This is a genomic window from Leptotrichia sp. (assembly GCF_057270615.1).
This window is the reverse complement of sequence record NZ_DBHIXN010000028.1, coordinates 13,999-29,011: the sequence shown is the minus strand read 5'-3', so window position 1 is coordinate 29,011 and position 15,013 is coordinate 13,999. Positions and strand designations below refer to the sequence as shown.

The 15,013-nt window shown below is 26.7% G+C and carries 13 protein-coding genes; 4 read left to right on the top strand and 9 right to left on the bottom strand.

Features of this window, described 5'->3' with window-relative positions:
• From ACO409_RS06525 to ACO409_RS06485, 9 genes are all read right to left on the bottom strand, one after another.
• Positions 1–736, bottom strand: a 736-nt coding sequence (locus ACO409_RS06525) for an AAA family ATPase (protein ID WP_485555939.1), incomplete at its 3' end; no start/stop codon positions are given.
• Positions 737–763: 27 nt separating this feature from the next.
• Positions 764–4,012, bottom strand: coding sequence for a DKNYY domain-containing protein (locus ACO409_RS06520; RefSeq protein WP_485555937.1), 3,249 nt, complete (start codon positions 4,010–4,012; stop codon positions 764–766).
• Between the two features lie 82 nt (positions 4,013–4,094).
• Positions 4,095–5,060, bottom strand: coding sequence for a YwqG family protein (locus tag ACO409_RS06515; protein ID WP_485555935.1), 966 nt, complete (start codon positions 5,058–5,060; stop codon positions 4,095–4,097).
• Positions 5,061–5,186: 126 nt separating this feature from the next.
• Complete coding sequence (locus tag ACO409_RS06510; RefSeq protein ID WP_485555933.1) at positions 5,187–5,369, bottom strand: hypothetical protein; 183 nt, start codon at positions 5,367–5,369, stop codon at positions 5,187–5,189.
• Positions 5,370–5,408: 39 nt separating this feature from the next.
• The gene (locus ACO409_RS06505) at positions 5,409–5,630 is read right to left on the bottom strand and encodes a hypothetical protein (RefSeq protein WP_485555931.1); all 222 of its coding nucleotides are present in this window, start codon (positions 5,628–5,630) and stop codon (positions 5,409–5,411) included.
• 68 nt (positions 5,631–5,698) lie between these two features.
• Positions 5,699–6,772, bottom strand: a complete 1,074-nt coding sequence (locus ACO409_RS06500) for a DKNYY domain-containing protein (RefSeq protein WP_485555929.1) — start codon at positions 6,770–6,772, stop codon at positions 5,699–5,701.
• Positions 6,773–6,859: 87 nt separating this feature from the next.
• Entirely contained in the window at positions 6,860–8,674 is a 1,815-nt protein-coding gene (locus ACO409_RS06495) for an Hsp70 family protein (protein ID WP_485555927.1), read from the bottom strand.
• A gap of 160 nt (positions 8,675–8,834) precedes the next feature.
• Entirely contained in the window at positions 8,835–10,145 is a 1,311-nt protein-coding gene (locus ACO409_RS06490; protein WP_485555925.1) for a J domain-containing protein, read from the bottom strand.
• An 81-nt stretch (positions 10,146–10,226) separates the two neighbouring features.
• Positions 10,227–10,889, bottom strand: a complete 663-nt coding sequence (locus ACO409_RS06485; protein WP_485555923.1) for a sakacin A production response regulator — start codon at positions 10,887–10,889, stop codon at positions 10,227–10,229.
• Positions 10,890–11,248: 359 nt separating this feature from the next.
• Between ACO409_RS06485 and ACO409_RS06480 the strand changes: the two genes are divergently transcribed.
• From ACO409_RS06480 to era, 4 genes are all read left to right on the top strand, one after another.
• Positions 11,249–11,794 carry a type II secretion system protein gene (locus tag ACO409_RS06480; RefSeq protein WP_485555921.1) on the top strand — a complete coding sequence of 182 codons (546 nt, stop codon included), beginning with the start codon at positions 11,249–11,251 and terminating at the stop codon, positions 11,792–11,794.
• 1 nt (position 11,795) lies between these two features.
• On the top strand, positions 11,796–13,448 hold the full coding sequence (locus ACO409_RS06475) for a ComEC/Rec2 family competence protein (protein WP_485555919.1): 1,653 nt from the start codon (positions 11,796–11,798) through the stop codon (positions 13,446–13,448).
• 104 nt (positions 13,449–13,552) lie between these two features.
• Positions 13,553–13,879 (top strand): zinc ribbon domain-containing protein YjdM, encoded by a 327-nt coding sequence (locus tag ACO409_RS06470; protein WP_485555917.1) that lies wholly within the window; start codon positions 13,553–13,555, stop codon positions 13,877–13,879.
• A 104-nt stretch (positions 13,880–13,983) separates the two neighbouring features.
• Positions 13,984–14,868 carry a GTPase Era gene (era, locus tag ACO409_RS06465; protein WP_485555915.1) on the top strand — a complete coding sequence of 295 codons (885 nt, stop codon included), beginning with the start codon at positions 13,984–13,986 and terminating at the stop codon, positions 14,866–14,868.
• Positions 14,869–15,013 lie beyond the last annotated feature (145 nt).

Genomic DNA, 15,013 nt, shown 5'->3' with positions numbered 1-15,013 from the left:
CATCTAAAATTGTATGAACTTCTAAATTATTCAACCCAGAAAAAATATTTTCCTTGGCAACCCTCAAAATCCCAGTCATAACTCCCATTTCAAGGTACTCGTTATCCTTCAAAACAGCTCCATAAAAACTTTTGAAAAAATCAATAGTTTCATCGTAATATCCCTCAATATAGGAATTTATTATTGGCTGGTCATATTCATCTATTAAAACAATCACTTTTTTTCCATAAAAATCATACAAATAATTTGATAAATCTGCCAACGAATTTTTCCAATTAGCAAGATTAGCTTCCTCCATCAAAATTGAATCAAACTTTTTCTTTTTTCTTGTGCTAAGTTTTTCCTTCACAAACTCAAATTCATCATACAAGCCAGAAATAATATCTTTAATCATATCAAATCCATTTTTCCAATCTTTTTCCTGATATTTCTTAAACGAAACCGAAATCACAGGAAAATTCCCTTGCATGTCAAAATACTCACTTTTAGAAATATTCAACCCTTCAAACAGTTTCCTGTTCTCATCTTTATTCTTAACATCAAAAAAGTATTTAAGCATCGACATATTCAATGTTTTTCCAAATCTTCTGGGACGAGTAAACAATTTTACCTGAGAGCCATCTTCTAAAATATTTTCTATAAATTTTGTTTTATCAAAATAATAGTAATTTTTTTCAATAATGTCTTTAAAATTGGATACTCCAATTGGCAGTTTTGTTTTTTTGCTGTTTTTCATATCGAATACCCCCTCCTTTCATTTTTACTAATCATTAATATCCATTTCCTCAAACTTCTTCGGGTTCTCCCCTTCCATTTTCTTCCCTTCAAAATAAACATTATTCCTATCTTTTCCATATTTTCCACTCATTGTCACTTCAAAAGTATCTATATCCGCTCCATTTATTTTCACAAATTTTTCTCCATTCAAAAAATAAACTCCATTTTTATCTTTAAAATAATTGGAACTATCTATTGGAGAATCTATCCTTTCAAGAGTTTTTAAGTCAATATTTTTGCTGTCAAGTGGAATTATTTTTATTTTATCTTTTTGATTTTCATTTTCCAACAATTTGTAAGCTCCATTTTTGTCAACCAAAATTTTGTCATACGAAATTCCACCGTCAAAAATATTAAAATTGTTAGGACTGATATTTCTTAATTTTTTCCCTTCATAAAAGACACTATTTTTATCTTTTATACACATTCCATTTACTACTTCGATACTGTTCATATCTATTCCTTCTACTTTTTCTCCCTCATAATAAACATTGTTTTTATCTTTAAAAAAACCAGTATAGTCTATTTGTCCAAATGAATTTATATCTGCTTTATCTACTTTTTTAAAACTATCTTCATCAAAATAATAAATATTTTTATCATCACCAAAATACTTCCAATCTAATTCTTTAAGATTTTTAAAATCTATTTTTGCATTAATTGGAGTTATTTTTAGATCTTGTTCATTTTCACCTTCTTCAAATTTATAAATTCCATTTTTATCTTTTATAAAATAACTTTGTATCTGTTCAAAATCATTAGGAACAATTCCATCCAATTTTTTCCCATTATAATAAACATTATTTTTATCTTTCGCAAAATAAACAGAACTGCTGTAAGGCGAATTTAAAACTTCAAATGTCGGTAAGTCAACATTTTTCATTTTATAAAGATTACCACTCAATTCATAATAAATACTATTTTTATCTTTAAAATAACCGTTATCTAATTTCTTTAATGTCTTCAAATCAATTCCATCTGCTTTCAAGTTTTTTGTCTTTATTTCTAGATTTTCATTTTCCTCTGAAACATTTTCCAAAAAATACACTCCATTTTTATCTTTTACAATATCATAACCAACTTTTTCAAAAGTTTTCGCATCTACTCCAATCACTTTTTTATTAAAGAAATAAACATTTTTATCATCTCTTGCAAAATAATCGTCAACAATTTCAAATGTTTTCGGATTCGCACCAGCCAATTTTTCAAATTCCATTTTATCATCTTTATCATTCAAAAAATAAATATTGTTTTTATCTCTGTAATATTGGTTATAAGAATCTCCAAGAAATTCAAGACTTGGAATATCAATTCCTTTTGTATCTAAAACTTTTACTTTATAAGTAATCCCATCACTTTCTCTATCCAAATAATAAACATTCTTATAATCCTTCACAAAATTAAACAAATCAGCCAATACTTCAAATCCTTTAGAACTCACACCTTCCAATTTCTGATTATCAATAAAAACACTATTTTTATCTTTAGAAATAACTCCAAACTCAAATGTAGCCGGATCTGCTCCTTTTAATATTTTCAAAGAAACTTCTCCATTATTTTCATCAACATAATAAACTGAATTTTTATCTTTGTAATTTAATCCACCGAAAATATCTTCAAAAGTTGCCACATCAATATTAAGATTTTTAATCGGTTTTACTTTTACTTCATCATTATCATTTACAGAAATTTCATAAACATTTTTCTTATCTTTCAAATAACCCTCATTAAAGATTTTAAGACCATCTAATCCTACAAAAGCCAGTTTTTCTCCCAAGTAATAAACATTTTTACTATCCACTCCATAATTTCCGTTTACAACTTTAAATGTGTTTTTATCAACATTTTTCACAATTTTTATTTTCCCATCTTCATCATTCACAAAGTAAACATTTTTCCCATCTCTCAAATAACTACTAAAAACAGAATTTCCATCATCCAAATATTCCAAATTATTTACATCAATTTTCAAATTAATTTTCTCAAGTTTTCCATCAGAAAAATAATAAATGTTATTTTTGTCCTTTATAAAATCACGCAATTCAATTATTTTTTCAGCACTTTTAACATCAATGCCACTTTTAATTTTTTTCAAGTCATTATCTGAATGATAATAAAAATTATTTTTATCTTTATACAAATCGTATATTTCAAAATATTTAAATGTGTCATAATCAACATTCAATCCATTTATTTTCTTTATTTTAAATTTTTCTTTTGTATTATCATCTGACTTGTCATACGAATTTCCTTCATTTACAGTCACCAAGTAATGATCATTGCCACTTTGAAAAATATAATCGTAATCTCCTAATTCTTCAACAACTTTAGCATTATTCGAAGAAATTCCATCTATTTTTTCTCCAAAATAATAAACGCCATTTTTATCTTTCCCAAATTCATTATTCAAAATATCAAAACTATTTCTATCAATATTTTTCGACATTTCCAAAACCAAATTATAATTAGAGTCAGAATAATCATTTTTTAAAGCAAAAACATTATTTTTATCCCTAAAATAATAGCTTTCTCCCATTCTCTCAAAAGTCTTCGCATCCACATTTTTAATATCCTTACGCTCATCCATATAAAAGACTCTATTCTTATCTTTCGCTATCCCATTCTCAAAATATTTAAAACTCGCAATATCTATATTTCCTAATTTTTCCCCTTTATTATAGACATTATTTTTATCTCTAGCAATAGAATACCCTAAAATTTCAAAAGAATTTCTATCCGCTCCTGTTATTTTTTCCAAATTATCTTTATCTAGATAAACATTGCTTTTATCTACATAATAGTTGAAGTAGTAATCTTTATTATTCTCTAAAACCTTAAAACTTTTCACATCAAGTCCGTCAATCGAAACTTTTTTCGTTTTTATTTCATTACTTAAAAAATAAGAACTCAAATCATCTTCCAATTTATATAAGTTTTTATCATCTTTTACATATTTGGCATCCAAAATCTCAAATCCTTTAGGTGAAACATCTTTTATCTTTTTCCCAATAAAATAAGTATTCTTGCTATCTTTTCCAAAAAAGCCAGCCATTTCCATATTGTCTTCTCCAACATTTTCCAAAGTCTTCGCATCAGCACCTTTCACTTTTGACTTAATTTCAAAATATGGCATTTTATAATAAACTTCCCCATTTTCCTTAAAATATTCAGCATTTGCAATAGTTCCCGCTAAAATAAATAAAATCAATATTTTTAATAGATTTTTTGTTTTCATATTCGCTCCTTATTTTTAATTTGTTAGATTTATCTAAATTCTTTTTGATAAATGCTCATATTTCCCTTGTCATTCAAAAATATTAACCACATTGAACATCAACAAAAATATCTGAAAAATCTTTATTTTTCAATTTTTCACTGTTAATAAAAAAGTTCACAAATCCAGCATCAAAAATTAAAGCTCTCCAATCTCCATCTTTAGACAAATCACTTCCTAACTGAAAAAGAACCGTATCGTATTTTTCTTTTTCTCCTTCCTTTTCTCTAGGGTCGTATCCTTGAAAAAAATCAGGATATCCGCCACAATGTGTTCTTGAATCAATTCCACACGCCTTTTCATCTACTATTTCCATATTTTTGTCAATATACTCATTCCATTTAAAATTATAAAATATGTCATCTTCTACCTTTAAAAATATATCTTCCTTTTCTTTTTCCGACAATTTTAAATTCATTTTTTCCAAAGTTGTCTCAAGATATTTTTTCTGTTTTTCTTCACTTATTTCTGAAATATTGTACATCGAAGAAAATTCCAATGCATACCCAATCTCTCTTCCAAGCGTTTCTCCAAAAGGAAAATCTCCACAATCAAATTTTGGATTATAAATCTCCTTCAATTCTTCTTCGCTATAATGTTCCCCAATATTTTCATAATAAATCACTTTCAAGTCATCTTCATTGTAAACTTCAAAATCTGTATCCCCTTGCATATAAATTTGAATAAGTCCCTTTTCAGGAAAATTTTCAAGCCCTTTTAAATCCTCACAATTAATTTGAGCAAACAAAGCCATTGTTTCATTTCTCTCCTCTTCATCTTCACAATCTGAAAATTTATCATAAAACATCGGTGCTCTTTCTCCAATTGGAATATACGGAAATCCTCCCACTTTACTCTCCGTCAAGGAAATTTCTTCTCTATCCAAAAGTTTTGCATGACAAAGTGGCTTAATATTAAGTTCCACATTATTTTCTTTAATTTCTTTCAAAAAATCCCCTTTTATTCTTTCTAAAATCTCATTAACAATCTCTTTATTCAAATTTGACATTTTTATTACTCCCTCTTTTTAAATATTTTTATTTTTTCTTAATATATTTTACCTCATTTTTTGTAATTTCAAAATTGTTAAAATTTAAATACTTAATTATTTTTCTTCATAATTAAGAATCATTTTTTAATTCCAAAATTCCAGTTCGTCTTCTTCTTTCATATCTTCCTCTTCCGTTTCATCTTCAAAATCTTTCAAAATATCTTCTATATTCATATCATTAATTTCAGGATCAATTTTATCAAGAAACTGTGAGAAATTTTCTTTCGCCTTTTGAATACGGATTCTATCGCCTGTTGCCACAACCATTTTATAATTTTCTAAATAATCAGAAATACGATTTCTTATTTAAGTATTCTTGCTATCTTTTCCAAAAAAGCCAGCCATTTCCATATTATCTTCTCCAACATTTTCCAAAGTCTTCGCATCCGCACCTTTCACTTTCGACTTGATTTCAAAATATGGCATCTTATAATAAACTTCTCCATTTTCCTTAAAATATTCAGCATTTGCAATAGTTCCCGCTAAAATAAATAAAATCAATATTTTTAATAGATTTTTTCTTTTCATGCACTTACTCCTTTTTTTATAATCTTTAATTTTTAGTAAATAAAATACCTTTTTAACTTTTCAACTTTTTATTCTCTTTCTATTTTTATAAGATTCATATTGTCATCAATTTTATAAAACTCATTATTATATTTTATTTCATTGTCTACAATTTTAAAGTAATTTGGATTAACATTATTTAACTTTTTTCCTTGATAATAAACATTGTTTTTATCCTTTGCATATAAGTATTCAATAACTTGAAAGGTTTTGTAATCAGCATTTTCTATCTTTTTTATCTCTGCATTTTCTTCATCCACATAGTAGACATTCTTTTCATCTTTTATATATTCATCGCTTTTTTCACCATTTTTTTCCTTCAAAAATTTAAGTGTTTTTATATCAGCTTCATTTTTAAATTTAATAAGTGTTTTTCCTTTTTTTATATCATCAGTTTCATCAGAATAATAAAAATTATTTTTATCTTTATAAACTCTCATGGAAAAACTTTCAAAAGTATCCTTGTCAATCGGAAAATCCATTTTTTTGGCATATATTTTTTCATTCGAATTATTTTCATAAACAAGATAAAAATCATTTCCGCTTTTAATGATATTGTCAGGAACACTGCTTAACGAAGTCCAAAACTCAAAATTATTTGGACTTACACCTTTCACTTTTTGTCCATAAAAATACAGATTATTCTTATCTTTAGCATAAAAAAAGTCCAAATAAACAAATGTTTCCAAATCAACTTTTTCATCAATTTTTTTCATATCAAAATAAGCATTGTTCTTATCTTTAAAATAATAATCTCCAACTGATTTAAGCGTTTTTGTATCCACATCTTTCAATTCCTTTTTTTCATAAGCATCAAAAACAATTTTCTCATCCTTCACAAAATGACTTCCAAATATTTTAGCATTTTTAGGATCTATTTTTTCAATCTTTTCCCCTTCATAATAAATATTATTCTTATCTTTTGCAAAATCATTTTCCAATATTTCAAATGATTTTTTATCTATATTTTTTAATATTCTTGGCTTTTCTTCGCTCCAGTCCCGATAATAAATTTCTCCATTTCTTTTTATGTATTCTGCATTCATAATATTTCCTGCCAAAATTGACAACCCAAATATTTTCAACAATTTTTTTATTTTCATAATCATTTTCTTCTTATAAAAAGTTACATTTATTATTTATAAAAGTCCACAAATCTCAGTAAACACAATATTTTAAAATTTATTTTTCTAATTCCAAAATTCTAGTTCATCTTCTTCTTTCGTATCTTCCTCTTCCGTTTCATCTTCAAAATCTTTCAAAATATCTTCTATATTCATATCATTAATTTCAGGATCAATTTTATCAAGAAACTGTGAGAAACTTTCTTTCGCCTTTTGAATACGGATTCTGTCGCCTGTTGCTACAACCATTTGATAATTTTTTAAATAACCAGAAATATGATTTCTTATTTCTGTATTTACTATCTCAGCATAAATTCTATTTGCTCTCTCAAGCAGCAGTTTATCCTTATTTTTATTTTCAGACTGAATTTTTATTTCTTCCAGCATTTTTATTTTCTCGTTTTTTTCTTCTTCAGATAAATCTCCATTTACAATCAATTTACTTTTTTTAAGTCCTGTACTCACAACTGTCGCTTCCACTTCCAGAATACCATTTATATCATAAGTAAATCTGACATTTATAGCTTCCTTTCCTGCTATATTTCGTGGCACATCTATCAAAAAATTTCCCAAAAACAAATTGTCATCTATATTTAGACTTTCTCCTTGATAAATTCCAACATTCACTTTATCCTGATAGTCGTCTATTGTGTAAAAATATTCAGATTTACTTGTTGGAACAGTTGTATTTCTAGGAATAATTGGTGCAAATTGGTTTCCTACGAGTTCTGTTCCTAAAGTAAATGGACAAACATCAGTTAAAATTCTCTCCTTAAACATTTTGTTTCTTTCTTTCATTCCAACTGCAACTCCAACACCGTAAGCTACAACTGTATCAGGATCTGCCACTATTGACACGAGTTTATTATTTTCAATAAAATTCTCGCTACTAAAATATATTTTTTCTCCACGCATTTTATGAAAATATTTTTCTGTAAATTCCTCAATAATCCCTAATTTTACAGCTCCCCCAACCAAAACAACCTTTTCAATTTCTCTGGCATCTGTATTTCCATCCTGCAAAGCCTTGTCAATTGTAGCTTTCATTTTCACAAGCAACGGTTTTACAGCCTCTCTAAAATCCTTTTGTGCAATTTCTGATTTATAATTTTTTCCTTTAATTTCTAGCTCAATTTCAACATCTTTTAAACTTATTAATTTTTTCGCTCTGTCTGCTTTTGTATACAATTTTGTTCTTTCATCACGGCTCAAATCTGTTATTGCTAATTTAATATTCTTTAGAAAAATTTCACAAATTTTAGTAGTAAAATCTTCTCCACCAAGCATCGTATCCCCGCTTATAGAAAGCACATCCATAATATTTTCAAATGTTTCAAGCAAAGTAACATCAAATGTCCCACCACCCAAATCAAGAACAATAAACTTTAAATTTTGATTTAAAATATTGCTTCCAAGTGACAATGCCGCAGCCGTTGGTTCATTTATAAGTCTTTCTACCGTAAGTCCTGCCAATTCTGCTGCCATTTTTGTATCTCTGCGTTGTTTATCGTTAAAATATGCAGGTACACTTATTATCGCCCTATTTATTTTTTCATTTAACTGTTTTTCAGCATTTTCCTTTAAATGTTTCAAAACAAATGAAGATAACATTTGTGCATCAAAAGTTCTATTTTTAACTTTAATTTTTGCATCTGTTCCCATTCTTCTTTTAAAATTACTCGCAGTTTCCCCAGCATTCATCAGTCTTCTTTCTTTTGCTAATTCCCCTACAATAATATCATCATTTTCATCAATTCCCACAACAGACGGAATTAAAATATTTCCATATTCATTTTTTACAAACTCTATTTTCCCATTATCATCAATATATGTAGCTAAACTATTTGTTGTCCCTAAATCAATTCCAATCATTCTTCCCATTTTTTTCTCCTTTAATAATATTTTGGTCATTTATAAAAGTTTAGAAAATTTTACTAATGTAGCATTTTTCAATTTTTATTTTTTATATTTTATTACTTTTTGATAAATAGTCTCAATTCTTTAATTTTTAATAATTTTATTTTTGTTAACTGTAATTTTTTTAATTATATATTCTATCTAAAATTTTTTTCGCATAATTTTTCAATCTTAAATATTTTATTCTATTTACAATTATTAATTTTATAATCATCCATATTAATATTCCGAACAGTAGAAAATCTTTAATTTTATAATTAAAATAAATATAAATTAAATAACTTCCAAGCAGAATTATCTGTATATTCAACATACTTGCCATATTTAAATTGTTTCCACGTTTTGCAAGTGAAAAATCTAAATAAATTCTTGTAACTGTAAGCACAATCCAATAAATTCTCACTAATTCAAAACTTTTTACGACATTTCTATAATCTATTTCCTTTGTATTTATTATTGCTGGTAAACTAAATATGCAAATAAAAATTAGCACAAGACAACTAAGAAGAAATATTAGAGTGTGTATAAAAGCGTCATCTTCTCCAATATCGTCTTCGCAAGTGATTTCTAAATAATAAAATATATTTTTTATTTTCTTATAACTATAAACTATTCTTTTAAAAAATAAATTATTTGCTAAATTAAAAAACAAATTGTGAATTTTTTTATTTATTTTTATATCAAGATATTTATAATTTCCAAAATAAATATTCCAAAATATAAAAAATCCAAAAATATTCAACTTTTTCACATTAAAATATCTTTCTACAAAATTTTCTAGAGCCTTGTCATTATCTTTTTTCTCTTTACTACTATAAAGCTCCTTTATTTTCCAAAATTCATTTTTATTATTTGATAAATAGGAAATAATGTATTCTTTTTCAAATTCAAAAAGATTCTCTGATTTTAAAATCAAATTATCTTCAAAATCATTATTTTCCAATCCTAAAATATCTCTAATTCTAGACTTTTCATCATCTGAAAACTTATCAAATCTTTTCAAAAAAACTTTTAAGTAAATAAAAGAAACTTTTTCCCCATTTAAAATCCTACGAATTTCTTTTATCCAAGATTTGAAATTTTTTTCCATCCATTCATATTTTCCGTTAAAAATATCAGAAAATTCTTCATTTTCAATCTCTGACTTTTGAATATCATTTCCAAAAGAAACTTCCTCATATCCATCTTTTTCCAACTTTTGTTCAATTTCAAAAAAATTTTTATTTCTAAAATTCTCCTTATTAAAATTAATTTCATTAAAATCAAATTTTTCAAACTCCAAAGCAACCCTATACGCTTCATTAATCTTCATAAACATCTCAGGAAACTCCTCAGGATGATATTTTTTCAACATTTTAGAATATGCAATTTTTATTTTCTTCTTATCATCTGTCGGCTCTATTTCCAGTATTTTAAACGCTTCATCAAAATTCAAAATCATCACTCCTAATTTTTTCTCAAATAATAGATACAATAAACAGTCTATCTATACTTTAAATTTAAACAACTTTATTATTTAGTGAGTAGCAACAAAAAATGGCATAAGTAATCTAATACCTTCCAAAAATTCCTCAACAAGCTCATCCAAACTCTCAAATCTTTCAATCTCTTCCACATCAAATTTAACCAAAACTTTTCTAATTTCCCCATTTTCCAAATTTTTAATAAATTTCTTTCTATTTTTTTCATTTCCTTCAAATCTATCCAAAGCACAATTTTCCTTATTTTTTGCAAATTGCACAAAATAATAAAGTGGTTCATTAATCGGCACTTGCAAAACTTTATTCTGATTCTCAAGCGTATTTTCCCCAATTTTTCTCTCAACAAAACTCACTTCAAGCGAAATCCCAATTTTCTTAGTCTTCTCATTTTTAAAAATTCTCAAAGCAATCCCTGATTCAGTATCACTATCCCCATCTTGTCGCAAAAACACCCAAAGATAAGGTCTTGCAATCTGAGCTTGATTCATCCAGCTACTAACTTTCTGCAAATGAAATCCATCTGTCTTTTCTTCCAAAGCTTTTGCAATTTCCGTAAAAACTTTTCTAGCATTTTGTCCATTTTTTCTAAAAAGCTCCATATCTTCCTTTAAATCTCCAGCTTTTTCAGGTTTTACATATTTTTTCCCTTCATAATTTATGTATTTAATTAATGGTTTATAATTAAATTTTTTTGTCATATTGATCATTCCTTTTCTTTATAAAATATTTTTGTTTTAACAAATTTTTTCAAAATTTTAATATTAAGCAATTTTATTATTTAATCTAAATTCCAATCAAAAAACTATTTTAACAAGAAATAGTATAAATGCATTTTAAGCTCAATTTTAAAATAAGTTTTCTGTAAAATTATAGCATATTTTTCAAAATTTCTAAAAAGTTTTAAGTTAAGTTTTAGATTATTTTTGATTTCAAATTTTTAATTATCAAATATTTTATTTTATATTAAATTAATAAAATTTTAAAAATAATTTGATTTTTTAAAAAAATATTGTATAATATAATTAAAAATAGGTTAATCAATTTAGGGGGAAGAAAAATGATAAAAAAAGGGGATAGCAATGGGTTTACGCTTATTGAGGTTTTGTTGTACATTTCGATTATGGCGATTTTGTTTATGGTGGTTTCTGTGAATTTGCAGAAGCAAAGGCAAAATCAGGAGTTTGCAATTCAGAAGAGGAATATTAGCCAGTTTATTAGAAAAATTCAGCAGTATGCACAGCACAATAGGAAGGAATATGTGCTGGATTTTAAAATATCTGAAAAGATGGCTTATTTTTTAGATGAAAAAAATGGACAAAAGGATATTATTGATAAAATGGAGATTTCCAAAAACTTATCTTATATGACAAATAATTCCAATAAAAATGCTGATTTTAGGAGAAGAACTACAAATGAGGGAAATTTTGAAAGGGGATTTTCTGTTTATTTGCTGGATAAAAAGGGGGAAAAGATTTATTATAGAATTTCCACAAATACAATAAATGCGGCAAAATATCCGATTATAAGTATTTATCGGGCTAAAAAGCCGATTAATCTTTCGGATGACTATTTAAAGGCTAATTTGTGGGAGGAGGAAATTTAAGATGAAAAAATGGGGGAATATTGGGGATAATGGAATAGTAGAGGAAAGTAATAAAAAAAGAGATTTTAAAAATGTAAGTTTTCGTAGAATAGTGAAAAAATCAAATAAAAATGAAGATTCCAAAAAAAATGAAAATTTTAGAAATGTTGAAAATATAAAGATTAATAAAAGTAATAAAGCCAATGAAAATTTGAAAATTAAGGGAAATAAAAAAAATGAAAAAAATAGAAAAAATAATGAACATTCAAATAAATTTGAAAATAGTGAATTTGATAAATATATTTTAGAAATGAAGAAGCGGCGGGAAAAAACGGCGAGGAAAAGATATATAAAATCTGAACTTTTGAGAAGAGGGCAGAATTTAAAAAAGTTTTTTTGTATGGAAATTGGAATTGAAGAAGTAAAAAGATCTTGGCAATTTGGGGTGTTGATTTTGGCAGGAATTGTTTTGTTTTTGTTTTATCTAAATTTTGTTACTTTTAAAGGAGAGCTTGCTGGGGAAAAGGTGCTTTATGTTAAAATTGATGGGAATCGTGGGAGTGTTCTAAAAGTTAATAATAAATATTTGAAAAGTCAGGCGAGCATTGAGAATAAAAAGGGCCTGGAATATGGATTTTATCTTATGAGGTATAAAATTAGGAAGGTTATAAGTAAAAATGGAAATGTTAAAATTGATGGGAAAATTTTGGGATATAAAGAATCACGGCTGAATGGATTTCGGAAATATGTCTTAAATATTTTTGATGACTTGTTTATAACTGATGAAAATTTGTATGCCTTTTCACGTGCTGCTGTTTTAGGGGAAAAAGCAGAAGTTTCTAAAGATATGAAAGATAAGTTTAAATACACGGGGCTGGCTCATTTAATTGTAATTTCTGGGACTCATATAAGTCTGGTTGTGATTGGGATTGTGAAAATTTTGGATGGGTTGTCGTTAGGATACAGGTTTAAGTATTTAATGGCACTTGTGGCACTTACTTTTTATTGTGCATTAATTGGATTTTCACCAGGGATTTTACGTGCTTATATTATGGGAGCGATGATGATTTTAGCAAGAATCCTTTTTGAACAGGAGGAAAGTAAAAAATCTCTGCTAGTGTCGTTTATTGTCATAATTGTGTTAAATCCTTATTCACTTTTTGATATTTCAATGCAGCTTTCCTATGCCGCAGTTGTAGCGATAATCTTTGTAAATCCTGAATTTAAGAAATTTTATCAGGAAAAAGTTTTGGATAAAATAAAAAATGAAGTTTTAAGAAATACCGTCGATTTGATATTTTTAAGCCTGACAATCCAAATCGCAAGTATTCCGCTATTTTTATATTATTTTGAAAAATTGCCGTTATTCTCATTTTTACTGAACATTGTAGGAATTCCAATTGGAACAGTTGTTATCCAGTGCCTATTTTTTGCTGTCCTTTTAAATATTTTTAAATTATCATTATTTAATGGCATAGTTGTTTTTGTAACTGAAATTATTTTTAAAGCATTTGAAGGATTTATTTATGCTGGAAGCAAAATACCGCTTTTACAGCTTAATATCAATGGAAAAGCTCCTTTGTGGACAGTTTTTTTGTATTATGGAGTACTATTTTTCATAACATTTTTTGTAATGCCTTTATTTACTGCAAAAATTAATATAAATGAAAATTAATATAAAGATTATAAGTTGAAAATAAAAATAATAAATATGTTTTCTAACTCTTCATTTCGTGATATAATAATAAATAATTATAAAAATTTGAAAGGAGATCAACTATGGTTTGTCCAAAATGTGGATCGGAATATGTTTATGAGGACGGAAATATGCTAGTCTGTCCAGAATGTTTTTACGAATGGGCAGAAACTGGAGAAGAAAACAGCGATGAAAATGTTGTAAAAGATGTAAACGGAAGCATTTTACAAAATGGAGATAGTGTTGCAATTATCAAAAATTTAAAAGTAAAAGGTGCTTCATCAGATTTAAAAAGAGGGACAAAAGTTAAAAATATTAGATTAATTGATGATGGGATTCATAATATTGATTGTAAAATAGATGGTTTTGGTGCAATGAAACTAAAATCAGAATTTGTGAAAAAAATATAAAAAATATTAGTTGAAATAGTATGAAAAATGATTAATTTAAATATTTAAGAATTGAAATTTTTAAACAAAATTATTATCATAATTAAAATAGAATTGGAGAAGGAATGAAATCAGGATTTATAACAATTGTTGGGCGTCCGAATGTTGGGAAGTCTACGCTTATGAATAAGCTTGTAAAAGAAAAAGTTGCTATTGTGTCAGATAAGGCTGGGACGACTCGGGATCAGATAAAGGGAATTGTGAATATTGGACAAGATCAGTTTATATTTGTAGATACACCAGGGATTCACAAACCTAAGCATTTGCTTGGGGAACACATGACTAATGTGGCATTGGAAGCACTTGAAAATGTGGATTTAATAATGTTTATGCTGGATGGAACACAGGAAATATCGACTGGGGATATTTTTGTCAATGAAAATGTGAGAAGTGTGAAAACACCGATTGTTCTTGTTATTAATAAAATTGATAAAATGTCGGATGAGGAAATTGAAGATAAGAAAAAGGAAGTTAGTGAAAAATTGGGGAAATTTGATGAAATAATAACTCTTACGGCGGAATATGCGATTGGGATTCATAAAATATTTGAAGTTGCCAAGAAATATTTGTCAAATGATGTGTGGTTTTATCCAGAGGACTATTATACAGATTTGCCAGTAAATAAGATTGTTGTGGAAACAATTAGGGAGAAAATCTTGCATCATACTAAAGATGAAATTCCGCATAGTGTAGCCGTGGAGATTATTAATGTAGAAACAAAGCCTACAATTAGGAAATATGATATAAATATTTATGTTGAAAGAGATAGCCAAAAAGGAATTATTATTGGAAAAGATGGAGCTATGCTGAAAAAAATTGGGATAGAGGCTAGACGGGAAATTGAACATTTGATTGATTTGAAAGTTAATTTGAAATTATGGGTAAAAGTTAAGAAGAAATGGAGAAAGGATAAGAAATTCCTTGATGAAATGGGTTATAAAATAAAATAAGTTTTGATTTTCTTAGACTAATGATTGTTTTTGTTGATTATTTATATTAAAATTTCTTAATATAGAGCATCACAATAAAACTTATTTATAAAGAAAAATTAAAGACATAGAATTATTTAGTTATTTTGATAACAAGTTTAATGTT

Coding starts and splice junctions, on each gene's coding strand:
- ACO409_RS06520 (WP_485555937.1), bottom strand. CDS start 4,012: ATGAAAACAAAAAATCTATTAAAAATATTGATTTTATTTATTTTAGCG.
- ACO409_RS06515 (WP_485555935.1), bottom strand. CDS start 5,060: ATGTCAAATTTGAATAAAGAGATTGTTAATGAGATTTTAGAAAGAATA.
- ACO409_RS06510 (WP_485555933.1), bottom strand. CDS start 5,369: ATGGTTGTGGCAACAGGCGATAGAATCCGTATTCAAAAGGCGAAAGAA.
- ACO409_RS06505 (WP_485555931.1), bottom strand. CDS start 5,630: ATGAAAAGAAAAAATCTATTAAAAATATTGATTTTATTTATTTTAGCG.
- ACO409_RS06500 (WP_485555929.1), bottom strand. CDS start 6,772: ATGAAAATAAAAAAATTGTTGAAAATATTTGGGTTGTCAATTTTGGCA.
- ACO409_RS06495 (WP_485555927.1), bottom strand. CDS start 8,674: ATGGGAAGAATGATTGGAATTGATTTAGGGACAACAAATAGTTTAGCT.
- ACO409_RS06485 (WP_485555923.1), bottom strand. CDS start 10,889: ATGACAAAAAAATTTAATTATAAACCATTAATTAAATACATAAATTAT.
- ACO409_RS06480 (WP_485555921.1), top strand. CDS start 11,249: ATGATAAAAAAAGGGGATAGCAATGGGTTTACGCTTATTGAGGTTTTG.
- ACO409_RS06475 (WP_485555919.1), top strand. CDS start 11,796: ATGAAAAAATGGGGGAATATTGGGGATAATGGAATAGTAGAGGAAAGT.
- ACO409_RS06470 (WP_485555917.1), top strand. CDS start 13,553: ATGGTTTGTCCAAAATGTGGATCGGAATATGTTTATGAGGACGGAAAT.
- era (WP_485555915.1), top strand. CDS start 13,984: ATGAAATCAGGATTTATAACAATTGTTGGGCGTCCGAATGTTGGGAAG.